At 66.6% G+C, this 21,231-nt stretch carries 22 protein-coding genes; 10 read left to right on the top strand and 12 right to left on the bottom strand.

Going from position 1 to position 21,231, the window contains the following annotated elements; all coding sequences use genetic code 11:
• Window positions 1–31: 31 nt before the first annotated feature.
• Complete coding sequence (locus BCEP18194_RS26825; RefSeq protein ID WP_011354416.1) at window positions 32–1,345, top strand: c-type cytochrome; 1,314 nt, start codon at window positions 32–34, stop codon at window positions 1,343–1,345.
• Between the two features lie 128 nt (window positions 1,346–1,473).
• Here BCEP18194_RS26825 and BCEP18194_RS26830 read toward each other — a convergent pair whose 3' ends face one another.
• Window positions 1,474–2,664, bottom strand: coding sequence for an FAD-dependent oxidoreductase (locus BCEP18194_RS26830; RefSeq protein WP_011354417.1), 1,191 nt, complete (start codon window positions 2,662–2,664; stop codon window positions 1,474–1,476).
• A gap of 153 nt (window positions 2,665–2,817) precedes the next feature.
• On the opposite strand from BCEP18194_RS26830, the gene BCEP18194_RS26835 reads away from it, so the two are divergent.
• Window positions 2,818–3,738, top strand: coding sequence for a LysR family transcriptional regulator (locus BCEP18194_RS26835; protein ID WP_011354418.1), 921 nt, complete (start codon window positions 2,818–2,820; stop codon window positions 3,736–3,738).
• On the opposite strand, the gene BCEP18194_RS26840 is transcribed toward BCEP18194_RS26835, so the two are convergent.
• From BCEP18194_RS26840 to BCEP18194_RS26865, 6 genes are all read right to left on the bottom strand, one after another.
• On the bottom strand, window positions 3,733–4,272 hold the full coding sequence (locus tag BCEP18194_RS26840) for a GNAT family N-acetyltransferase (RefSeq protein ID WP_011354419.1): 540 nt from the start codon (window positions 4,270–4,272) through the stop codon (window positions 3,733–3,735). The two genes, BCEP18194_RS26835 and BCEP18194_RS26840, sit on opposite strands and share 6 nt — an antisense overlap.
• A gap of 50 nt (window positions 4,273–4,322) precedes the next feature.
• Window positions 4,323–4,901 carry a hypothetical protein gene (locus BCEP18194_RS26845; RefSeq protein WP_011354420.1) on the bottom strand — a complete coding sequence of 193 codons (579 nt, stop codon included), beginning with the start codon at window positions 4,899–4,901 and terminating at the stop codon, window positions 4,323–4,325.
• 93 nt (window positions 4,902–4,994) lie between these two features.
• Complete coding sequence (locus BCEP18194_RS26850) at window positions 4,995–5,384, bottom strand: lysozyme inhibitor LprI family protein (RefSeq protein ID WP_011354421.1); 390 nt, start codon at window positions 5,382–5,384, stop codon at window positions 4,995–4,997.
• A 54-nt stretch (window positions 5,385–5,438) separates the two neighbouring features.
• A complete protein-coding gene (locus tag BCEP18194_RS26855; RefSeq protein ID WP_041493217.1) occupies window positions 5,439–6,185 on the bottom strand; it encodes an N-acetylmuramoyl-L-alanine amidase family protein in 747 nt (248 codons plus the stop codon).
• 124 nt (window positions 6,186–6,309) lie between these two features.
• Window positions 6,310–7,929, bottom strand: coding sequence for an NAD(P)-binding protein (locus tag BCEP18194_RS26860; RefSeq protein WP_011354423.1), 1,620 nt, complete (start codon window positions 7,927–7,929; stop codon window positions 6,310–6,312).
• Complete coding sequence (locus tag BCEP18194_RS26865; protein ID WP_011354424.1) at window positions 7,929–9,443, bottom strand: polyamine aminopropyltransferase; 1,515 nt, start codon at window positions 9,441–9,443, stop codon at window positions 7,929–7,931. Before BCEP18194_RS26865 ends, BCEP18194_RS26860 begins: the two co-directional genes overlap by 1 nt.
• Before the next feature lie 121 nt (window positions 9,444–9,564).
• Here BCEP18194_RS26865 and BCEP18194_RS26870 point away from each other — a divergent pair, with 121 nt between their 5' ends.
• Genes BCEP18194_RS26870 through BCEP18194_RS41920 form a run of 6 tightly spaced genes read left to right on the top strand, consistent with a single transcriptional unit; the run spans window position 9,565 to window position 13,497 of the window.
• A complete protein-coding gene (locus BCEP18194_RS26870; RefSeq protein WP_011354425.1) occupies window positions 9,565–9,951 on the top strand; it encodes a DUF350 domain-containing protein in 387 nt (128 codons plus the stop codon).
• Window positions 9,952–9,978: 27 nt separating this feature from the next.
• Complete coding sequence (locus BCEP18194_RS26875; protein WP_011354426.1) at window positions 9,979–11,031, top strand: SPFH domain-containing protein; 1,053 nt, start codon at window positions 9,979–9,981, stop codon at window positions 11,029–11,031.
• 9 nt (window positions 11,032–11,040) lie between these two features.
• Window positions 11,041–12,558 carry a DUF4178 domain-containing protein gene (locus tag BCEP18194_RS26880; RefSeq protein WP_011354427.1) on the top strand — a complete coding sequence of 506 codons (1,518 nt, stop codon included), beginning with the start codon at window positions 11,041–11,043 and terminating at the stop codon, window positions 12,556–12,558.
• On the top strand, window positions 12,555–12,704 hold the full coding sequence (locus tag BCEP18194_RS41355) for a hypothetical protein (RefSeq protein ID WP_157687246.1): 150 nt from the start codon (window positions 12,555–12,557) through the stop codon (window positions 12,702–12,704). Before BCEP18194_RS26880 ends, BCEP18194_RS41355 begins: the two co-directional genes overlap by 4 nt.
• Window positions 12,701–13,084, top strand: a complete 384-nt coding sequence (gene speD, locus BCEP18194_RS26885; RefSeq protein ID WP_011354428.1) for an adenosylmethionine decarboxylase — start codon at window positions 12,701–12,703, stop codon at window positions 13,082–13,084. Before BCEP18194_RS41355 ends, speD begins: the two co-directional genes overlap by 4 nt.
• Window positions 13,081–13,497 (top strand): hypothetical protein, encoded by a 417-nt coding sequence (locus BCEP18194_RS41920; RefSeq protein WP_208860726.1) that lies wholly within the window; start codon window positions 13,081–13,083, stop codon window positions 13,495–13,497. The genes speD and BCEP18194_RS41920 overlap by 4 nt, the downstream gene beginning before the upstream one ends.
• Before the next feature lie 158 nt (window positions 13,498–13,655).
• Here the strand turns inward: BCEP18194_RS41920 and BCEP18194_RS38835 are convergent, their stop codons facing one another.
• From BCEP18194_RS38835 to BCEP18194_RS26905, 3 genes are all read right to left on the bottom strand, one after another.
• Complete coding sequence (locus BCEP18194_RS38835; RefSeq protein WP_011354430.1) at window positions 13,656–14,444, bottom strand: lysozyme inhibitor LprI family protein; 789 nt, start codon at window positions 14,442–14,444, stop codon at window positions 13,656–13,658.
• Window positions 14,445–14,565: 121 nt separating this feature from the next.
• Window positions 14,566–15,453, bottom strand: a complete 888-nt coding sequence (locus tag BCEP18194_RS26900; protein ID WP_011354431.1) for a DUF4261 domain-containing protein — start codon at window positions 15,451–15,453, stop codon at window positions 14,566–14,568.
• Window positions 15,454–15,677: 224 nt separating this feature from the next.
• Window positions 15,678–16,130, bottom strand: a complete 453-nt coding sequence (locus BCEP18194_RS26905) for a type II toxin-antitoxin system RatA family toxin (RefSeq protein ID WP_011354432.1) — start codon at window positions 16,128–16,130, stop codon at window positions 15,678–15,680.
• A gap of 191 nt (window positions 16,131–16,321) precedes the next feature.
• Here BCEP18194_RS26905 and BCEP18194_RS26910 point away from each other — a divergent pair, with 191 nt between their 5' ends.
• Both BCEP18194_RS26910 and BCEP18194_RS26915 read left to right on the top strand, forming a co-directional pair.
• Window positions 16,322–17,362, top strand: coding sequence for a bifunctional nicotinamide-nucleotide adenylyltransferase/Nudix hydroxylase (locus tag BCEP18194_RS26910; protein WP_011354433.1), 1,041 nt, complete (start codon window positions 16,322–16,324; stop codon window positions 17,360–17,362).
• Window positions 17,363–17,435: 73 nt separating this feature from the next.
• Window positions 17,436–18,869 carry a nicotinate phosphoribosyltransferase gene (locus tag BCEP18194_RS26915; RefSeq protein ID WP_011354434.1) on the top strand — a complete coding sequence of 478 codons (1,434 nt, stop codon included), beginning with the start codon at window positions 17,436–17,438 and terminating at the stop codon, window positions 18,867–18,869.
• Between the two features lie 72 nt (window positions 18,870–18,941).
• On the opposite strand, the gene BCEP18194_RS40230 is transcribed toward BCEP18194_RS26915, so the two are convergent.
• Both BCEP18194_RS40230 and BCEP18194_RS26920 read right to left on the bottom strand, forming a co-directional pair.
• Window positions 18,942–19,499, bottom strand: coding sequence for a GNAT family N-acetyltransferase (locus BCEP18194_RS40230; protein WP_011354435.1), 558 nt, complete (start codon window positions 19,497–19,499; stop codon window positions 18,942–18,944).
• Between the two features lie 237 nt (window positions 19,500–19,736).
• Window positions 19,737–21,203: a PLP-dependent aminotransferase family protein gene (locus BCEP18194_RS26920; RefSeq protein ID WP_011354436.1), complete on the bottom strand. Its 1,467-nt coding sequence runs from the start codon at window positions 21,201–21,203 to the stop codon at window positions 19,737–19,739.
• Window positions 21,204–21,231 lie beyond the last annotated feature (28 nt).

Genomic DNA, 21,231 nt, shown 5'->3' on the forward strand with positions numbered 1-21,231 from the left:
GTTCCTATCGAATTCAAGAGAAGCATCCATCGTGAAATTTCGTCGAGTCATCGGCTATGCCGTTGCGGCCGTCGTCGTGGTCGCGGCCGGTGTGGCCGGCCGCGCGTGGCTGACCCCCGCCGGCACCGAACCCCAACCGCCGGTCGCCGGCACGCCGGCCGACCTGCCTGCGACCCTCGCGCGCGGCGAGTATCTGGCGAAGGCTGCCGACTGCGTCGCGTGCCATACGGCCGTGGGCGGCACGCCTTACGCCGGCGGCAGGCCGTTCAAGCTGCCGTTCGGGCAGCTGTATTCCACCAACATCACGCCGGACAAGGCAACCGGCATCGGCAACTGGTCGGACGACGCGTTCGTTCGCGCGGTGCGCGAAGGCGTGGGTTCGCACGGCAACCTGTATCCGGCGATGCCGTACACGTCGTATGCCGAAATGAGTCGCGACGACGTGCTGGCGATCCGGCAGTACCTGATGACGCTCGAACCGGTGCATCAGGCCCCGCCCGACAACGCACTGTCGTTCCCGTTCAACCAGCGCTGGGGCCTGGCCGCGTGGAACGCCGTGTTCTTCCGCGGGCAGCGTTTCGCGCCGGATCCGAAGCAGAGCGTGGAGTGGAATCGCGGCGCCTATCTGGCCGGCGCGCTCGGCCATTGCGGCGAATGCCATACGCCGCGCAACGTCGGTTTCGCGATGAAGTCGCGCGACTATCTGTCGGGTGCCGACATCGAAGGCTGGAAGGCTTACAACACGACGTCCGACCAGGCATACGGCCTCGGCTCGTGGACCGACGAACAGATTGCGCAGTACCTGTCGCGCGGCCATGCACCGGGGCGCAGCTCGGCGGCCGGCCCGATGGCGGACGTGGTCGAGCATAGCCTGCAGTACCTGACGCAGAGCGACATCGCGTCGATGGTCGTGTATCTGCGCAGCGTGAGTCCGGTCACGGGCGGGCAGACGGGCAAGATCGAACTCGATCCGTCGGCCGCGCGTGCGTCGAACGCGGTACTGCCGGGCGCGGCGTCGCTGCCGCAGGCGCTCGAACGCGGACAGCGGCTCTTTGCCGGCGACTGCGCGGGTTGTCACCAGTGGAACGGTGCCGGTCGCCAGAGCGAATATGCGTCGCTCGTCGGCGCGCATGCGGTCAACGACCCGTCCGGCGCGGCGCTCGTCCAGGTGCTGCTGCACGGCACCAGCCTGACCGTCGGCGGCCGCACGCAGCAGATGCCGGGTTTCGGCGCCGCGTACAGCGATGCGGATATCGCGGCGGTCGCGAACTTCGTGCTGAGTCACTTCGGCTCGAAGCAAGGCGTGGTCACCGTCGAGCAAGTCGGCAAGGCGCGTGTGCAATGACGGTCGGGTACACGCGAAAGGCGGCCCGGTTTTACCAGGCCTGAACGGTTGACTCAGGACGATCCGGGAAGTCGTGTGCGGTTCATCGACCGACGCGACTTCCCGGCGTACCGCGTCATCATCAAGGCCTATCGATCCCGAAGGAACGGCATCGGCAGGCCCGCCCCCCAAGCCTTCGCGAGTGCTTCGATTTCGGCTGTCGGATCGACCTGCCGGGCGGCTTCGTGCGTGTCGTTGCGGAATAGCCGCTGAGCGAACTCACGTGCGCGCAGCGTGATCGCCTCGGTTTTCCGGGTGCGCCGCTGCGTGAACGACGCGAGCGCAGCGTCGAGGTCGCTACCGTTGCCCTTCCCATGCTCGTCGAGGCAACGGGCGAGATGCCACGCGTCCTCGAGCGCCTGGCACGCGCCTTGTCCGGAGGTGGGGAGTGGTGCGTGCGCGGCATCGCCGATCAGCAGCACATTGCCGCGATGCCATACATCGACGGGATCGAGATCGTGCACGTGGATCTTCGCGATCGTGCCCGGTGGCGTTGCGCGCATCACGTCTGCGATGGGGGCGGGCCACCCGTCGAAGAGCCGTTCCAGCAGCGGACCGTGATCACCCGGCGCCGCATCGTCGTTGTCGTGATGGTCGATTTCAGCCTCGGCCCGGGCCGCCGCCCAGTACATGCGATGCCGGTCCAGTGCGACGATGCCGAATCGCTCGCGCTGGCCCCAGTAGTCGAATATCGACACATCGTCGACCAGCGGGGCATCGCTCTGCGCCACGCCGATCCAGTTGACGAATCCCTGATAGACGGGGGTGGCGTCGCCGACCACATGGCGTCGCGCGACGGAGTTCATGCGGCCGTCCGCGCCGATCACGAGATCGGGGACGATCGTTGCGCCGTTGTCGAAATGAACCACGGCGCGGCCGTCGATGCCGGTGTCGATCGCCGTCGCGCAGTGGCCGAAGCAGACTTCGATGTCGTGCGCGGCAACGTGTCGAGCCAGCACGGCCTGCAGGTCGCGCCGCAGTATCGAGCGCGTTGGGAACCCCATATGGCGATCCAGTTCGCCGATGTCGACGCGCTTGATCGGGGCGCCGTCCCGATCCATGCACCGCATTGTGCGCAGGTGGCCGCTGACTTCGGCGATGTCCGGCAGGAGGCCGAGTTGCTCGAGCACGAAGCCGGCATTCGGCCATAACACGACGCCGGCGCCCATCGTCGTCTCGGACGGCCTGCGTTCGTAGAGCCGGATCCGGTGCCCTTGCCCGGCAAGCGCGAGCGCGGTACTCATGCCGGCTACGCCGGCGCCGAGAATGGCGATATCCATGTTGATGCTCCCGTAGGTGTTGGCGCGTGCTCGCGTCGTCGCAGGTGCGTGCGTTGGCGGCCACGCCTTGACTGGATCCGCATCGTAAATTACGGTCACGAATGGGATAAGCCGTGAAAATCGGCGAGCTTTGATACCTGAAACGGGATAATGATGCGCAGCAAGCTGGATCTGAACGCGGTTCGCGTGTTCGTGTCGGTCGTCGACGAAGGCAGCTTTGCCGGCGCCGCGCGCGTGCTGTCGATACCCGGTTCCAATGTGAGCCGCCATGTGGCGCAACTGGAATCGAGGCTGGGTGTGCGCTTGCTGGAGCGCAGCACGCGGCACCTTCGCATGACGGAGGCCGGGCGTCTGTTACATGAGCGCGCGAAGCCGATGCTCGACGCGCTGACGCTCGCCGAATTCGAACTGACCTCGCAGCAAACCGAGTTGCGTGGCGTGCTGAAGCTCTGCGTGCCCGGCGAAATCGGGCCGCGCATGCTCGGGCCGATCATCGCGGAATTCGCGAGCCGCCATCCGCGTGTCGAAATCGATTGCGATACCAGTCTCGCGGGCGTCTCGACGTTGCGCGACGATATCGACCTGTCGATCATCGTCAATCGCGGCAAGCTGGACGACAGTGCGTTCGTCGTCAGGCCGCTCGTGAGCCTGACGAGCGTCGTCGTGGCCGCGCCGTCGCTGATCGAACGCACGGGCATGCCGACCCGGACGGAGCAGCTCAGGCAATTGCCGTGCATCACGACGTTGAGCACGCTGAAAGGGCAGCCGTGGCAATTCGCCGACGACGACGGGCGGATTCACAAGATTCCGGTCGCGAGCCGGTATCGCGTCAATAGCGGCGAGATGGCGGGCTTGGCCGCGGTGAGCGGGATCGGCTTCGCGATTCTCGTCGAACGCGGGTGTGCGGCCGAGCTGGCCGCCGGGCGGTTGGTGCGCGTGCCGCTCGAGATGACGCCGGCGCCGCTCGAACTGCTGGGCGCCTATTCGAGCCGCAATTCGGTCAACGCGAAAATTCGCGAGTTGCTGCAGTTGATGCAGGCGCGTCTTGCGGCGGACGGCGCGATGCCGTCATGACGATCGTTTCGGCAAGGCGCGCCAGTAACGTACTTCTTCGATTGGCGTGCCTTCGATCTCGAACGTCTTGATGTCGTCTTCGGCGACGAAGCCCTCGCGTTCATAGAACGCCCGCGCACGATGGTTCTTGAACAGCACCCAGAGCGACACCCATGCGTGGCCCATGTCATGCAGCGCACCGCATGCATGGTCCACCAACGCCGCGCCGACGCCTTGCCCGCAATTCGTCGGATGCAGGTAGATCGCTTCGATTTCGCCCCAGGTGCGATCCTTGTCGGTGTCGCGGGTCGGACCGTAGGCGATCCAGCCTGTCGGTTCGCCTTCGGTGAACGCGAGCGCGACACGCGGCCGTCCGGCGTCGAGCGCATGGCGCCACGAAGCGGTGCGCTTTTCGACCGACAGGCCGGCGAGGAACGCGGCCGGCATGATGCCCGGGTAGGTGGCCTGCCAGGATGCGACGTGGATGGCGGCGATGGCCGGGGCATCGGCGGGCGTGGCAGGGCGGATGTCGATGTTGATCGTGTTCGGTGTCATGTGTCCTCCGCCTTTTCGGTTGCCGTGTGCCGCGCCGTCGCGCGCGGGATTCAATTCGCCGGATCCGGACTGCCTTCTATCGCGAAGCAGTAGTTGATATCCACCTGAGATGCATCGCCCGGCACGTCGGTTTTCTTCAGCACGAATTCGAACGCAGGCTCGAACCAGCCGTTGCGCGGCACTTCGCCACCGAGGATCACTACGTCGTACCAGCCGTTGTCGATCTCGATCACGGGCCTGCCCGGCTCACGGTAACGCGCGAGCAGTGCGTTGACCGTTGCGTCGTTAAAGCGTTCGAGAATCCGCCACGTGTAGAGCATGACCGAACGATGTTCGACGCGCAGCACGTACCCGCCGCGCCGGTGCTGCAGGCGGCTTCCTGTTTTCAGCAGTTCAGGTGTTGCGTCGTCCAGCGTGAAGATGACCGTGTACGGATGGTTCTCGATGCCGGCCAGCGGAATGACGACGCCTTCCAGCACAGCGCGGTCGCCGCTGTCGCTCGTCGTGAACGCTGTCGCGACGTCGTCCGGCAACTCGTGCTGTTCCTTGAAGCGCTTCAGCAGCTGGAGATCGCCGACGAGAAAATAGTCGACCAGATCGTTGAGGACTTCAGAGAATTCATGCCGCATCGCCATTCCTTGCACAGTGCCGAAGCGGAAAGTTCGCAAAGGCATGAAGCGCTGCGCCGCGAAACGCTTCGCGGCGCAGCACGCGCGACGCCCTTAGTCGCCGAGCTTCGACGTCACGCAACCCGTGCTCGTGCACTCGCGTTCACGCTCGCGCAGGAACGACAGGCGCGACTGCGTCATGTCGGTCGCGCACTGGAGATCCACGAGGTAGCCGTTGTTGCGCGTCTCGCTGCACTGCGCATCGCGTTGCTTCAGCCACGCGAGCTGGCCGGTCTTCAGCGTCGCCTGCTGGTCGCTGCTCAGTTGCTTGCGCAGGCGGCCGTACTCGTCGTTGAGGTCACGGTCGGTCTGCGAGAACTGGGTGCTGCTGCAATACACCTGGTCGAACGCGCTGTGCGGCTTCGCGCAGCCGGCTGCGTGCGCGGTGAACGGAGCGGCAAGCGCGAGCAGCGCGCAGGATGCGAGCAGATTCTTCATTTTCATGGTGATGCTCCTGACTGGGTGAAAACCGTTGGGCCCGACGGGCCTTGTCGTTGCTTATTGCGGTGCCGTGCACGCGTCGATCCCGCCCGCGATCGCGGTGGACAGCTTCTGGATCGTCTCGCGTCGCGCAAGCCGGGCTTCCTCATCCGGATTGACGATCACGCCGGCTTCGACGAGCACGGCCGGAATCGGTGCGGTGCGCAGCACGACGAGATCGTCGAAGCGGTGGATGCCGAGCTGCGGGTCGATCAGCGGGCGATTCTCGCCGCGGATCGGCTGTGCGTGATACAGCGACGGCCGCTCGCCGGACGCGACCAGCCGCTCGGCGATCGCCTTCGCGCAACGCAGGCTTTCCGCGTAGTGCGGATTGCGTTCCGACACGAACACCGAGAAGCCGCGGAATTCGCGCTGCCGGCCCGCGTCGATGAACTGCTGCTGCATCGAGTCGTGATGGATCGACACGAACAGGTTCGCGTCGGGCGCCTGCGTCGAGCGCTGGTCGAGCGCGATCTCGCGGCCATCGGCGGACGTACGCAGCACGCGGTCGCCATGCGCGCTGAGCTTTTCGGCGACGGCCGCGGACAGGTCGAGGTTGTACAGGTACTCGACGCGGCCGCTCGCCCCGGTGGAGCCCGGGTGAGCCGGCGTATGGCCGGTGTCGACGACGATGTAGCGCCCGGAGGCGGGTGCGGTGTCGGCCGCATGCAGCGCCAGCGGCGCGCCGAGCAGCGGGGCGCAGGCGAGCACGCGCGCGGCGGCGCGCACGAACGGGCGAAGGCGTCGGATGGTTCGGTTCGTCATTGTTGTTGTCGAGGAGGGCATACGGCGCGTCGGACGGCGCGGCACCGTCGGCCTGCTCAATGCAGTCGGAATGTCGGGCGATTATAGCGGGTGGCGGTGGCGCCGCAATGACGGATGACGACCGTCAGGCCAGCACGCGCCGGGCGGCGAGCACGCCCCAGTACGACGCTTCCTCGAACAGCGACAACCCGGACAGGTCCGCGTGCGCGAACACAACCGGGCCGTCGGCATCGCGCAGTGCGAGCAGCCCCGGCCGGCTCAGGAAACCGACATCGGGCGTCGCCATTGCGTGGCCGCGCACGGTGATCTCGAGCGCCGTCGCGTGTTTCCACAGATTGCGCCCGTACACGGCCTGCAAGTCGATCGCCGCCTGCTCGCGCAACGCGTCGGGTTGGGCCTGCGCGAGCCAGCGGCGCGTGTCGTCCGGTGCTTGCGTGCTCAACGCCTGGTACGCGGAGAACACCGAGCGCGTCGGTGGCGACATGCGGATCAGCTGGTGCGTCGATACGACATAGCCGAGCCCCGCGCCGTCGTAGACGACGTTGTCCCACGCGAGCGGCACGCCGGCTTCTTCGGCTGGCATGCCGTCGAGCAGGAAGTTGGACACGAGCCACGGCGCGCGCGGCGGCAGGTCGCGCGCGGGATCGAAGCCGTACGCGGCAAGCTGCGGAAACACGCGCGCCGCGACGAACAGCGGCATCGCGCACACGACGCGCCGCGCCTTCAGCATGAACGTCGACAGCGCACCGTCGTTGCCGATGCGCGCACACAGCACGTCGACACCGCCCGCGCGTTCGGTCGCACGCACCGCGAAGCCGTCGCGCGACCATGCGTTCGAGCCGGTGCGCGTGGTGATCGAATCGGTGAGCTTCGTCACCATCGTGTGCAGCCCGTCGGGCCAGGTCAGCACCGCGCCGTCGCTCGCATCGCCCGCGTGGCCGCCGCGCGACGAGAAATAGTGCAGGCCGGCCCACGCGGACACGCGCTCGTACCCGGCGCCGTAGTCGTCGCGGCAGCAGTAATTCAGGTACCAGTGCAGCGCCTTCGCGGTGTAGCCCTCGTCGAGCAGCCATTGGCGGAACGAGCGCCGGTCCAGCGCGCGCCAGCGCGGGTCGCGTGACGATTCCGCGATCGGGATGCAGAACACCTTGCGGCCATCGGCGCCGCGTGCGGTGCGCAGCCCGTCCGTGTACGCGAAGAAGCGTGCCTGTTGTGCGAGTTCGTCGGCGCCGAGGCCGGCCGTCGGCACGATGCCGTCCTGCCACTGTCCCGCGATGAAGAGCCGTTCGTCGGGTGCATGGACGAGCACGCGCTCGTCGTACACGGGGCGCGCGGAGAACGGCGCCGATTCGATCACGCCGAGATCGGCGAGCATGTCGCGCAGATGCGTGGATTCGAGCGACGGCAGCGGCAGGTAGTGCGCGCCTTTCGGATAGCCGAGATCGCCGAAGCGGCCGCCGGCCGCATTGCCGCCGAATTCGGGGCCGGCGAGCACCGTGAAGCGCTTGTGTCCCGCGCGCGCCAGCTGCCATGCGCACGACAGCCCGGCCGCGCCCGCGCCGAGGATCGCGATGTCGGTCTCGATCGTGCCGGACGGCGGCGGCAGCGTCGCATGGTCGCGCAGCGCATGGCCTTCGCGCATGCCCGGGTAACCGACATGCGGCGTCGTCTCGATCCAGCCGGTGCGCCCGCAGGCGGCGAGCGACGCGGCCGCCGACGCGACGAGGAACGTGCGGCGGTCCATCAGCGCAACACGTGTTTCCAGTCGTCGTCGAAGCGGCGCACGAGCGGCTGGTCGTTGAGTTCGTTCGGCGACATCGGCAGCGCCGGCATGTCGGCCGGGAAGTGGAACATCTCGGCGGCCGTTTGCGCATCGAGCCAGCGCGTGGGCACCGAGTAGTGCGTCGGCACCGTGAAGTCGCGGCGCTTGCCGGCGATCACGAAGCCCCAGTCGCCGAACGACGGTACGTAGCAGTGGTACGGCCAGGTGTTGAGCCCGGCTTCGTGCAGCGTCGCGATGATGGTCCAGTACGCGTGCGGCGCGAAATACGGCGACGTCGACTGGATCACCGCGTAGCCGTTCTCCGACAGGTGGCGCGCAAGCAGCCGGAACACGGGCACCGAATACAGCCGGCCGAGCCCGAAGTTGGTCGGGTCGGGGAAGTCGACGACGATTGCGTCGTACACGTCGGCATTCGATTCGAGCCAGCGCACCGCGTCGTCGTTGATCACGTGCACGCGCGGGTCTTTCAGCGAGCCCTGGTTCAGCTTGACGAGCGGCGCGGAGGTCGAGAACAGCTTCGTCATCGCGGGATCGAGATCGACGAGCGTGATCTGTTCGAGGTTGCGGTGCTTCAGCAGTTCGCGCACCGCGAGGCCGTCGCCGCCGCCGAGCACGAGCACGCGCTTCGCCCACGGCAGCGCGTCGATCGTCGGGTGGATCAGCGCCTCGTGATAGCGATGCTCGTCGCGCGACGAGAACTGCAGGTTGCCGTTCAGGTACAGGCGCATGTCGTCGTGCCACTGCGTGAGCACGATCCGCTGGTACGGCGTCGTTTCCGAATAGATCGTCTCGTCGCCGTACACGCCGTGTTCGGCCCAGTGCGTGATGCGGTCCGACAGCGCGAAGCCGGCGACGAGCAGCCCGATCACGAGCGACGCGCGCATCAGCTTGCCGCGCACGTTGCGGATCTCGTCGCGGAACAGGTGTGTCGTCCAGAGCGCGACGAACGCGTTCAGGAGCCCGAACAGGAAGCTGGTGCGCAGCAGGCCGAGACGCGGTGCGAGCACGAGCGGGAAGATCAGCGACACGGCGAGCGAGCCGAGATAGTCGAAGGTCAGCACTTCGCTGACGGTATGGCGGAACGCCTGGCGCCGTTGCTGGAACGCGCGCATCACGAGCGGGATCTCCATCCCGATCAGCATGCCGAGCGCCAGCACGAGCGCATAGAGCGCCGCGCGGAACGGCGCGGCGAGCCACGCGAACACCGCGAACAGCAGCGCGGCCGACACGCCGCCGAGCAGGCCGACGAGCAACTCGATGTCGACGAAGCGGTCGAGCACGTCGTCGTCCTCGACGAACTTCGCGAGCCACGAGCCGATCCCCATCGCAAACAGGTAGCAGCCGATCACCGACGAGAACTGCAGGATCGAATCGCCGAGCAGGTAGCTGGACAGCGCGCTGCTGATCAGTTCGTAGCCGAGCCCGCACGACGCGAGCACGAGAATCGACAGGACGAGCGCGCGCCTATGCAGCATGGTGCGTCCGTTGTGCAGCGGTCGGCAATGTGGATATACTGGCGCGGAATTTTGTCTGCGGGCCCTGCGCGGGCCGGCCGGCGACGGGGCGGCGAACCGAGCACAAAATCCGAGGGAAAGAATGAATAGTGCCTATCTCTATGCGGTTCATTTACTGTCGGCGTTCGTGCTGCTTCTTGTGTTCGCGGCAGTGTACCTGAAGGTCACCCCGTTCGACGAACTGGCACTGATCCGCGACGGCAACGCGGCCGCGACGCTGTCGTTCGGCGGCGCGCTGATCGGCTTCTGCCTGACGCTCGCGTCCAGCATCGCGCACAATTCCACGCTCGGCGAAGTCGTGATCTGGGCCGTCGGCGCGATGGCCGTGCAACTGATCACCTATGCGGCGCTCACACGCCTGATGCCCGGCATGAATCATGCGATCGAGGATCGCAACGTCGCGATGGGCGGCCTGATGGGCACCGCGTCGCTCGTCGTCGGCATCATCAATGCCGCCTGCCTGACCTGACGCGCCACGCGTTTCGAGGAGACCGACATGAGTCTGGGATCGTTTATCCGCAAGCAGTTCGTCGACGTCCTGCAATGGACCGAAGACACCGATGGCGTGCTGGCCTGGCGCTATCCGATGGAAGACATGGAAATCCGCTACGGCGGCAAGCTGACCGTGCGCGAGACGCAGGTCGCGATCTTCGTCAACGAAGGCAAGATCGCCGACATCTTCCAGGCAGGGTTGTACACGCTGGAGACGAACACGCTGCCGGTGCTCACGTACCTGAAGAACTGGGACAAACTCTTTCAGTCGCCTTTCAAGTCGGACGTCTATTTCTTCAGCACGCGGCTGCAGCTCGGCCGGCGCTGGGGCACCGCGCAGCCGGTGACGATCCGCGACCGCGAATTCGGCTTCGTGCAGGTGCGCGCGTTCGGCATCTACTCGTACCGGATCGTCGACGCGGGCGCGTTCTATCGCGAGGTCAGCGGCACGCGCGCGCAGTACACGGTCGACGATCTCGAGCAGCAACTGCGCAACCTGGTCGTCACTGCGATGAGCACCACGTTCGGCTCGGCCGACGTGCCGTTCGTCGACATGGCCGCGAACCAGTCGTTGCTGTCGCAGCGCATCGCCGACGCGCTGGCGCCGGTGTTCACGCGCTACGGCCTGGCGCTCGACGCGTTCGCGGTGGAAAGCGTGTCGCTGCCGGCGGAGTTGCAGAAGGCGCTCGACCTGCGAATCGGCGCAGGGATGGCCGGCGACCTTGCACGCGCCACGCAATACCAGACTGCGCAGGCGATTCCGCTCGCCGCGCAGAACCCGGGCGGCATCGCCGGGATCGGCGCGGGGCTCGCCGCGGGGGCGGCGATCGGGCAGGCGATGGCTGGCCAGATGGCGGGCGCCGCGCAACCGGCGCCGGCTGCACCGCCCGCGCCCGCTGCGGCACCGGTGGCCGCCGCGCAGCCCGCCGCGCCGGCGGAAGGCACCGATTACGTGCAACGGCTCGAACAGTTGAAGGCGCTGTTCGACAAGGGCCTCGTGACCGAAGACGAATATTCGCGCGCGAAGGCCGAGATCCTCGCGAAGCTCACCCGGTAAGCGTCACGCATGTTCAGTACCTCGTGCCCCCAGTGCGGCGCGCCGGTCGAGTTTCGCTCGGCGGCGGCGGTGATGGCCGTCTGCGCGTTCTGCCGCAGCACGCTGCTCAAGCGTGGCACCGACGTCGAACGGATCGGCGAACTGGCCACGGTGCTCGACGATGCGTCGCCGATCCAGATTGGCACGGCCGGACGCTACGACAAGCGTGCGTTCACGGTGCTCGGGCGCATCCAGATGACCTACGACGCCGGCGCTTGGAGCGAGTGGTATGTCGTGTTCGACGACGGCACGTTCGGCTGGCTGTCGGATGCGTCGGGCCAGTATGCAATCACCGTGCGCGAGCCCGACGATGCGTCCGGCGGCGCGTGGCCCGCGTTCGGCACGCTCGAACCGGGCATGCGGATCGACCACGGCGGCCGCGCGTTTCTCGTGTCGGACGTGCGCACCGCGCGCTGCACGGGCGGCGACGGCGAACTGCCGTTCCGCGTCGATGCCGGCTGGGAGGCGCGCGTCGTCGACCTGCGCACCGGCAATGCGTTCGCGACCTACGACTATTCCGACGCCGATTCGAACGGCGGGAGCCCGGCCGTCTATACGGGCGAAGCGCTCGAGTTCGATGCGCTCGCGTTCACCGGGCTGCGCGATACCGAAAACGATACGCGCGAGAAGCGCGGTGCGGAGATGGTGCCGTTCGCGTGCCCGAGCTGCGGCGCGCCGCTGTCGTATCTGCCGAACGTGGCCGACTACGTCGTGTGCGGCAGTTGCCATGCGGGCGTGCAGTGCACGGCCGAGCAGCAGACCGTGTTCGCGGCGCAGCGCAAGCTCGAGGCGGTGAAGGGGGCGCTGGAGCTCGGCGCGGTCGGCACGTTCGACGGTGTGAAGTACACGGTGATCGGGATGATGCGTTGCCGCGTACCGGACGACGAGGAGACGTGGGACGAATACCTGCTGCTGAACCCGAAGCGCGGTTTCCTGTGGCTCGTGCAGAGCGAAGGGCGCTGGGAGCGCGTACAGGTGCTCGACCAATGGCCGACGATCGGCAGCGATGCCAACGTGACCGACGGCGACAAGACTTACCGCCTGCGCGAGGAATACGACTCGGAGGTCGTCTACGTGGTCGGCGCGTTCAACTGGCGCGTGCAGGTCGGCGATCGCACGTCGATCATCGACTACGGCTGGCAGAAGGACAAGCTGACGCGCGAGCGCAGCGACGCGGAGATCGTCTGGTCGCGCGCGCGGCCGCTGTCGGGCAGCACGCTTGCCGAACGCTTCGGCACGCCGGCGCTCGCGACGGCCGCGGCTGCGGCGGCAACGGGCGCCACTGCGTCGACGGGCCTGTTCGGCCGGAAAGGCCCGCACAGTTTCGCGCCGCTGCCGCTCGTGTTCAGCGCATTGCTCGTGATCCTGAACATGGGCTCGCTGTTCTCGTTCAGCGGCCGCTCCGTCTACGTGCTGGTCGGCCTGCTGGTGCTGTGGCTGCCTGAATGGCTGTGGAAGAGCTTTGCGTCGGACGGGGGTAACGCGTGATCCGGTACATCCTCTACGGCATCTACGGCCTGATCGTCGTCACGCTGTTCAGCTGCGCATCGATCGGCGGCGGCGGTTCAGGCGGCAGCGGCTGGGGCAGTTCATCGGCCCGCAGCGGCTACTCGTCGTACGGGTCGCACAAATGACCGCGCGCGACGAGATCGCACCGCCGCGCGCGATGCTCGGTTCGCACGTGCTGGCGGACCTGGCCGGTATCGACGCGGCGTTGCTGCGCGATGCCGCTCGGCTCGAGTCGATCCTTACCGAAGCGGCGCAGCAGGCGGGCGCACGCGTGATCGGCGCGCATTTCCATCATTTCGGCGGCGAGCATGGCGTGACGGGTGTCGTGCTGCTCGCCGAATCGCACATCACGATTCACACGTGGCCGGAGCATCGCTTTGCGGCCGTCGACGCCTTCATGTGCGGCGCGGCTCGTGCGGCCGATGCGGTCGATGCGATCGCCATTGCGCTCGGCACGCAGGCGCAAGTCCGGCAGCAGGTTGCGCGCGGCGGCGCGCCGACGTGAGCGGGCGATCCACTTCCTTTACCGATATGCGTAACAGAATCCGGTTCGCCGCGTTGCTCGGCTGGGTGCTGCTCGTCGGCAACGCTGCCGCCGATGTGCCGCCGAAGCCGCCCGGGCCGGTCGTGATGGTTCACTTCGACTACGACGAGAAGGACCAGGCACGCCTTCACGCGCTGGAGCAAAGGCTGGATCGTGCGGTTAAGCAGGCAGGGGCCGGCGAGCTGGGTGAAACCGAACTGCATCGCGACGGCAACGACGGTTATCTGTACCTGTATGGCGCCAGCGCCGACCGGTTATATGCGGTGGCGCGCCCGATCCTGAAATCGTCAGGATGGCTGACCGGTATGGCGGTTACGTTGCGCCGCGATGCGGGTGCGGAGACGTTCCCGTTGCGCGGGGACGGTGCGCGTTAGTGCGGATTCGGTTCGAACGGTGCGGTTGATGAAGTGACCGATTGCGGATCGGGCCAGGCAGTGTGCGTTTACCCTTGCGGATCTCTGCCGGGGCTTCGTTGCGATGACGCATCGCACGTCGATTCATGCCCGGGGGGGCGCAAGTCGTGCCGCTCCCGCTAACGGTCGAACCGGAACGTCGAAACGCTGTGCATCGTCGCGTCGTCGGTGCCGACGATGCCCTGCGTATTCGCGACGGCCGCCCGCTTCCCGTTGCCCAGCACGGCCCAATAGCATTCGCCGGCCGACGAGTGGAAGCCGGTTTCCGGATCGCTGATGCCACATATGACCGTCGCTTGCATGCCGCGCCAGCCAGCACCGGAAAAACGTTCAACTTCCTGTGCGATGCCGGGGCCAAACGTGGTTGTCCACTTGCCGTCGTCCTGCTGCTCGAATCCCGCTTTCTGTTTCGCGATTGTCTCCAGCGCGCCGTCGACGATCTCGAACGCGATGAAGTAGTTGCTGTAGGTCATGTTGCGGCCGACGATCGCGATGCAGCGGTCGCCGCCGATTTCGGGGCAGGGCTTCTTCACCTGCCGGTTCGCGAGGTACTCGAACGAGATGCCGAGCACCGGGTCGCGATAGGTTTTCCAGCCGGCGTGCTTGACCTGCTTCAGCGCCGCAGTCCTGTCGCGATAGGCCGTTGCGACGCACGCCGCGTCGCCGCACGCATCGCGCTGCTTGAGCCATGTGCGTTGCGACTGGATGACCGCTTGCTGGTCGGCGGCGATGCCGACTGCATCGTAGTACGCGCTCGACAATGCGCTGTCCGCTGACACGAGGGCCTTGTCGCTGCATATCAGGCGGTCGGTGCGTGTCTTTGCACGCGAGCAGTCGATGCTGTCGGCGTGGGCCGACAGCGAGAGGCCGATGGCGGCCAGCGTGAGACCAAGGCGAATACCGAACACGGTCGGCTCCTCATCGGGTTCGAACGGCGGCTGTCGCGCCGCCGTCAGATGGCGCAGCGGCGCACGCCGTTCGCGAAGCTTTGAACCCGTGCGCCGTTCAGCAAGATGCGACGGGGTGAAATCAGCGATTGATCTGGTCCGCCGAAATCAGCTCGGCCACCAGCACCGGAGCCGGCCCCTGCAGGTAGTACTCGTGCTCGAGCGGTTCGCGCAGCTTCATGAACGTTTCCGCGCCGATCTGCATCGTTTCGCCAGCGTGCATGCGCGCGCCGCTTTCCAGCAGGTAATGCATCACGTTGTTGAAGATGCCCGAGTAGCGTTCGCCTTCATGATGACCTTCCGCGAGCGCGGCGAAATCGGGCAGGCCGAACACGTCGGCGCCATAGGTGCGCATCCACACACCGTTGACGCCTTCGACTTCGTATTTCACGAAGCCGCAGAAGAACAGGTTCAGCGGGATATCCCGCAGCACTTCGAGGCTTTCCTCGCCGAGCTCCTTCGCATTGAAGACGCCGGCCGGCAGCGACGTGTGCGCGTGCTCGTTCAGCACCGCGAGTCCGTTCTGTTCGGCCAACGCGCCGGCGACGGCCACCAGCGCGACATACTGGTCGAGCGGATTCGCTTCGTGTCCGGCGTAGTAGAGGATCACGTGGCTGCTGCTCGCGCGCACCTGCTGCTTCAGGTCCTGCCCGTAGTGGGCCGGTGCGACACACGTTTCCAGTGCCTCGGACGGATAGGGCGCATCGAAGCCGACGAGCCGGACGACGTGGTTGCCCCAGCCGGCGAGCCCGAATACCTGCTCCAGCGTCGGCTCGGTTTCGACGCGCGCCTGCTTCATGCTCGGGTGGTACGCGCGCAGCGCGGCCGTCAGTGCGGCGATGTCGACCTGCAGCGGGCCGTCGAAGACGACCGTCACGCTCAGCGGATTCTCGACGTCGGGTGCCGCGACCAGCGCGACGGGGTTTTCGGGTTCGTCTTTGCGGCCAAAGAATCGGGATATCAGGCTCATCGGATTGTGTTCGTGTCGTAGCCGTTTCAGGGAGGAGTGCCCCGTTCTCTCGGTCGGGGCTCGCCGTCAGGGTGACGGCCGCCCGTAGTTTCCCCGGGTTCGGCGAATCTGGCAAATGCGCGGTGAATGCCCGACGGCGCGGCAATGGCGCGTTCGAACACGTTCGGGATGAGGTGGCGCGGGCGCGCCGGGCCGCGCGAGCGCGTGGCCCGCGGCAGCGATGATCAGTGCGGCAACGCTTCGGCTTCGGCCCAGCGCTTGAACGAATCGAGACGCCGGCGCGTCTGCACGAGATAGAACGCGCCGATCAGCGGTTCGAGCAGCCAGCGCAGCCAGGCCGGCTGGACGCGGAAGTGGTACGTGAATTTCACCTCGGTCGTGCCGGGCGTGTGCTCGGTGAAGTTCCAGCTGCCGCTGAAGCGTTCGAGCACTTTCGGCCCGTCGACCATTTCGACGGCGGCGACCTGCGGCGGACGGTACGAGATGTAGCGCGACACCATCGTCGCGCCCGACTGGCTGCGGCAGAACGCATCGACGCCGACGTCGGCCGTCATGCCGTCGAGCAGATAGGCGTCGGTGAGGAAGCTGTCCCACACGAGCCGCCGCGCGTAATCCTGCGACCACGTGAAGAGGCGTCTGCGATCGACGCCGACGGTCCGGCTGACTGAGATCCTCATGATGGCGGGCGCGATGGCGCGGATTGGGATGAAATCGAGTGTAACCCGCCAATGCCGCGCATTTCTTCAGACTTCGTCAAGTCGAGGAGGGGCTCGAACGGGCTCGATTGACGCACCCCGGGATTTCCCCTAGGATTCGTTTCAACCCTTCGGGAAAGACCCGAAGCGTTTCAATCTCTTGAGGGAGCCTCATGAGTACGCAACAGAACCGGCGCTTCGACGCGCTCGTTTTCATTGGTCGTTTCCAGCCTCCGCATCGCGGTCACCTGAATGTGCTGAAGTCGGCACTGAGCCGGGCCGAGCGCGTGTGCGTGCTGATCGGATCGACCGACAAGCCCCGCACCATCAAAGATCCGTTCTCGTTCGACGAGCGCCGCCAGATGCTGGCTTCGCTGCTCGACGCGTCCGAGCGCGACCGCGTCACCATCGCGCCGTTGCAGGATTCGACCTACAACGACGGCGACTGGGTGCGCTGGGTGCAGGACGCCGTCGCGTCCGCGCTCGGCGATATCGCGCAGCGCAAGGTCGGGCTGATCGGCCACGAGAAGGACGCCACGTCGTATTACCTGCGGATGTTCCCGCAATGGGAGCTCGTCGACGTCGACGCGACGGAAGACATTTCCGCCACCGAGATCCGCGACCAGTATTTCGCTGAACGCCCCAACAGCTTCGTACAGTGGGCCGTGCCGGAACCCGTGTTCGGCTGGCTCGAGCGTTTCCGGTCGCAGCCGGAATTCGCGCAGCTGAAGTCGGAAGCCGAATTCATCGCCGGGTATCACAAGGCGTGGGCGGCGGCGCCGTATCCGGTCACGTTCGTGACGGTCGACGCGGTGGTCGTGCACTCGGGCCATATCCTGCTCGTGCGCCGCCGCAGCGAGCCGGGCCGCGGCCTGTGGGCGCTGCCCGGCGGGTTCGTGAACCAGGACGAGCGGCTCGACGCGGCCTGTATCCGCGAACTGCGCGAGGAAACCGGCCTGAAGCTGCCGGAGCCCGTGCTGCGCGGCTCGATCAAGGATCGCCAGGTGTTCGATCACCCGACGCGTTCGCTGCGTGGCCGCACGATCACGCATGCGTGCCTGTTCAATTTCCCGACCGGCGAGCTGCCGCGCGTGAAGGGCAGCGACGATGCCGACAAGGCACGCTGGGTGCCGCTGAACGAATTCGCGCAGATGCGCGGCGTGATGTTCGAGGATCACTTCGACATCGCGTATCACTTCCTGGGGAAGCTGTGATCCGCTGATTCCCCGCATTCCGTCCGCCGCGACAGACGCGGCGGCACTTCAACGGCCTAGAGGAGCTCTAGCCATGCAAAACGATCTCGGCGGCTTTGCCGCGGTTCTCGCCAATCCGATCCTCAACACGGATTCGTACAAGGCTTCCCACTTCCTGCAATATCCGCCCGACGCATCGGCGATGTTCTCGTACGTCGAATCGCGCGGCGGCCGCTACGACCGTACGGTGTTCTTCGGCCTGCAGATGCTGCTGAAGGAATATCTGTGCAAGCCGATCACGCACGCGATGATCGACGAAGCGCGCGATTTCTTCACGGTGCACGGCGAACCGTTCAACGAAGCAGGGTGGCGAACCATCGTCGAACGCTACGACGGCTACCTGCCGGTGAAGATCCGCGCGGTACCAGAAGGCTCGGTCGTGCCGGTGCACAACGTGCTGATGACGGTCGAGTGCGATGACCCGCAGGTGTTCTGGCTCGCGTCGTATCTGGAGACGATGCTGCTGCGCGTGTGGTATCCGGTGACGGTCGCGACGCGCAGCTGGCACCTGCGGCAGACGATCCGCCGCTTCCTCGAAAAGACCGACGACGATCTCGCGCAACTGCCGTTCAAGCTGCACGACTTCGGCGCACGCGGCGTATCGAGTGCGGAGTCGGCCGCGATCGGCGGTGCCGCGCACCTCGTGAACTTCATGGGCTCGGACACGGTGCTCGGCGTGCTGGCCGCGAATCGTTTTTATCGTGAGCCGATGGCCGCATACTCGGTGCCGGCGGCCGAGCACAGCACGATCACGTCGTGGGGCCGCGAACACGAAGCCGATGCGTACCGGAACATGATTCGTCGCTTTGGTCTGCCTGGTGCAATCGTATCGGTCGTGTCGGACTCCTACGATCTGTTCGCCGCGCTCGATCTGTGGGGCGGCGAGCTTCGGCAGGCCGTGCTCGATTCGGGCGCGACGCTGGTCGTGCGGCCCGATTCGGGCGACCCCGTGGCGATCGTGCTGCAGACCGTGCGCGCGCTCGACGAATCGTTCGGCTCGACCGTGAACAGCAAGGGGCGGCGCGTGCTGAATCGGGTGCGTGTGATCCAGGGCGACGGTGTCGACGAGCTGTCGATCGAAGCGATTCTGTCCGCGCTCGACGACTCGGGCTATGCGGCCGGCAACGTCGTGTTCGGCATGGGCGGCGGGCTGCTGCAGCAGGTGAACCGCGATACGCAGCGCTTCGCGATGAAGTGCTCGGCGATCCGGCGCGGCGGCGTGTGGCACGACGTCCGCAAGGATCCGGTCACCGATCAGGGCAAGCGCTCGAAGAAGGGCCGGCTCACGCTGCTGCGCAGTTTCCGCACCGGTGAGTATCGGACGACGACGCTGCCTGCCGCGTGGGACGACCGGATGCTGGAAGGCGAGTGGGAGGAAGCGCTGGAAACGGTGTTCGATACGGGGCGGTTGCTCGTCGATACGTCGTTTGCGGAAGTGCGGGCGAGGGCGCACGCGGGGGAGGTGTAAGCCGAGGGGAGGGCGGGCACGGGGGCGGCGGCAGTTCGCGTTGCCCGCCTTCGCGCGTAGACCGAGCATGCTTCATGCGCCGTTCAAGTAGAGCCGCATGATCGGTCGCTCGCGCGATGGTGATGGGATGTGCAGGAAGCCGAATCGTTCGAAGGTCGTCACGAATCCGGTGCTCGATGAACTGGGGGATGTAGATCGATCGATTGGATACGCCTCGATCGCGTGTGCCCCGCTTCGTTTGGCGAGATCGATTGCTGCGTTGATCAGGTGCGACGATATTCCACGACGCCTGAAATCCTTGCGGATATAAAAACAGGAAATCGTCCAGACGGCAAGGTTGTCCGGCGAACGCAAGCGCCACGCGTGCTCCATATAAGGCAAAAGCTCGCGACTGCCAACCTGGCACCAGCCGACGGGCTGATCCTCGACGTAGGCGAGGATGCCGGGCGGCGGCCCTGCTGCGACGACCCTTTTCAAATCCGACTTGTTTGCAGACGGCTCCTGTTGACGATATCGCGGGCCGATTCGCCAATACGTGCACCAACAGCGTCGAGTGACTGCGCCCTCGCTCAGCAAGGCTTCGATATCGGGCCATCGGTCCGGCGTCAGCGCTTCTACGGAAATGTCCAAAAACGATCTCCTTGTTTGTCGCGACGGTACTCCCGCTTGCGGATAGTCAGATCACGCGCGGCAGCTTCGACCTTCGACGCTGTGTCACTTTCCGGACATTACACCTTCCCGGACGACGATGCCGTCACGTCTGCGTCTGGCTGTTCGACATCGTGACCCGGCATCGAGGCGCCTGATCGAGGCCGCCAGATACGGATCACCGATGCCGTCCGCAATCGGCCGTGCTTCTGCGAGCAATCACAAGCGTTCAACTTGCGCGAGATCGCTTGCATCCGGCTGCGTGACTGTCCGCACCGCCTCCATCGCCCGGGCCAGCGCATCGAACACCGCCGGCCCCTTGCAGCGCGACACGTTGAAGCGCAGGTACGACGTCGCGCTGTGCGACGCGCTGAACACGTTGCCGGGCGCGAGCACCACATCCTGATCCAGCGCATGGCGCGCGACGCGCGCGGCGTCGAGCCCGTCGGGCAACTCCGCCCACACGAACAGGCCGCCGCGCGGCTCCGTCCAGATCCGGAGCCCGGCGCGCGTGACGCGTCGGAGCGTTTCGCCCATCGCGTCCGCGAGGCGCGCGCGCAGGCTGTCGACGTGGCGCCGGTACGTGCCGTCGACGAGCAGCCGGTGGACGACGTTCGCGCCGATCTGCGCATGGCCGAACGACGTCGCGAGCTTCAGGTCGACGAGCGCCTCGATCCATTCCGGGCGCGCGGCGACGTAACCGCAGCGGATCGCGGCCGACAGCGTCTTCGAGAAGCTGCCGATCGACACGACCCGCGACAGCCCGTCGAACGCGGCGAGGCGCGGCGCGGGCGTGCTCTCGAAATCCGCGAAGATGTCGTCCTCGACGATCAGCAACCCATGCTCGGCTGCGAGCGTCAGCAGCCGGTGCGCAACGGGCGCCGAGAGTGTCGCGCCGGTCGGGTTGTGCAGCGCCGAGTTGGTGATGTACAGGCGCGGCCGGTGTTCCGCGAGCACCTGCTCGAAGCGCGCGAGATCGGGGCCGTTCGGCGTGTACGGGACGCTGACGATTCGCGCACGGTGCGCGCGCAGCAGCGCCTGGAAGTTGAAGTAGCACGGATCGTCGAGCACGACCGTGTCGCCCGGCTCCAGCAGCAGGCGGCAGACGAGATCGAGCGCATGCGATCCGCCGTCGGTCAGCATGATCTGCGTGGGTTCGGCCTGGACGCCGTGCTGCGCGAGCCGCCAGGCGAGCTGCTGGCGCATCGCGGGCAGGCCGAGCGGTGTCGCGTAGTCGGTCAGCGCGTCGGATTCGTCGCGCGACGCGGCGCGCAGCGCGCGGCGCAGGCTCTCATCCGGCAGCCACGACGGCGGCAGCCAACCGCAACCGGGCTTCACGGACGTCGGTGCCGCCTCGAGCGACTGGCGCGACAGCCACAGCGGATCGAGCCCGCGATCGAGCTGCGGGCCGAGATCGGCGAGCGCGAGCGGCGGCGCGTGCCCCGACACATAGAAACCCGAGCCGCGCCGCGCGACCAGCACGCCTTCGCTCGCGAGCCGCTCGTACGCATCGACGACGGTCGATTTCGACACGCCGAGCGCGTCCGCCATCATCCGGATCGACGGCACGCGCGCGCCGGGCACCAGCGCGCGGCTCGCGATTCGTGCGCGCAACGTATCCATCACGGTTTCCACGCGCGTGCGCGACGGGGTGGGCGGAACGGGAAACGGGGCGGTCTGGCTCATGGCGAAGAAAGAACTGTACGGCCGGTTG

It is taken from the genome of Burkholderia lata (assembly GCF_000012945.1).
Classification (GTDB): domain Bacteria; phylum Pseudomonadota; class Gammaproteobacteria; order Burkholderiales; family Burkholderiaceae; genus Burkholderia; species Burkholderia lata.

Excerpts from the sequence above, each read along its gene's own strand:
- BCEP18194_RS26835 (WP_011354418.1), top strand. The coding sequence starts at position 2,818 with ATGCGCAGCAAGCTGGATCTGAACGCGGTTCGCGTGTTCGTGTCGGTC.
- BCEP18194_RS26855 (WP_041493217.1), bottom strand. The coding sequence starts at position 6,185 with ATGACGAACCGAACCATCCGACGCCTTCGCCCGTTCGTGCGCGCCGCC.
- BCEP18194_RS26920 (WP_011354436.1), bottom strand. The coding sequence starts at position 21,203 with ATGAGCCAGACCGCCCCGTTTCCCGTTCCGCCCACCCCGTCGCGCACG.
- BCEP18194_RS26830 (WP_011354417.1), bottom strand. The coding sequence starts at position 2,664 with ATGGATATCGCCATTCTCGGCGCCGGCGTAGCCGGCATGAGTACCGCG.
- BCEP18194_RS26905 (WP_011354432.1), bottom strand. The coding sequence starts at position 16,130 with ATGAGGATCTCAGTCAGCCGGACCGTCGGCGTCGATCGCAGACGCCTC.
- BCEP18194_RS26840 (WP_011354419.1), bottom strand. The coding sequence starts at position 4,272 with ATGACACCGAACACGATCAACATCGACATCCGCCCTGCCACGCCCGCC.
- BCEP18194_RS26865 (WP_011354424.1), bottom strand. The coding sequence starts at position 9,443 with ATGCTGCATAGGCGCGCGCTCGTCCTGTCGATTCTCGTGCTCGCGTCG.
- BCEP18194_RS26880 (WP_011354427.1), top strand. The coding sequence starts at position 11,041 with ATGTTCAGTACCTCGTGCCCCCAGTGCGGCGCGCCGGTCGAGTTTCGC.
- BCEP18194_RS26860 (WP_011354423.1), bottom strand. The coding sequence starts at position 7,929 with ATGGACCGCCGCACGTTCCTCGTCGCGTCGGCGGCCGCGTCGCTCGCC.
- BCEP18194_RS26845 (WP_011354420.1), bottom strand. The coding sequence starts at position 4,901 with ATGCGGCATGAATTCTCTGAAGTCCTCAACGATCTGGTCGACTATTTT.
- BCEP18194_RS26850 (WP_011354421.1), bottom strand. The coding sequence starts at position 5,384 with ATGAAAATGAAGAATCTGCTCGCATCCTGCGCGCTGCTCGCGCTTGCC.
- speD (WP_011354428.1), top strand. The coding sequence starts at position 12,701 with ATGACCGCGCGCGACGAGATCGCACCGCCGCGCGCGATGCTCGGTTCG.
- BCEP18194_RS26900 (WP_011354431.1), bottom strand. The coding sequence starts at position 15,453 with ATGAGCCTGATATCCCGATTCTTTGGCCGCAAAGACGAACCCGAAAAC.
- BCEP18194_RS26910 (WP_011354433.1), top strand. The coding sequence starts at position 16,322 with ATGAGTACGCAACAGAACCGGCGCTTCGACGCGCTCGTTTTCATTGGT.
- BCEP18194_RS26915 (WP_011354434.1), top strand. The coding sequence starts at position 17,436 with ATGCAAAACGATCTCGGCGGCTTTGCCGCGGTTCTCGCCAATCCGATC.
- BCEP18194_RS26875 (WP_011354426.1), top strand. The coding sequence starts at position 9,979 with ATGAGTCTGGGATCGTTTATCCGCAAGCAGTTCGTCGACGTCCTGCAA.
- BCEP18194_RS26870 (WP_011354425.1), top strand. The coding sequence starts at position 9,565 with ATGAATAGTGCCTATCTCTATGCGGTTCATTTACTGTCGGCGTTCGTG.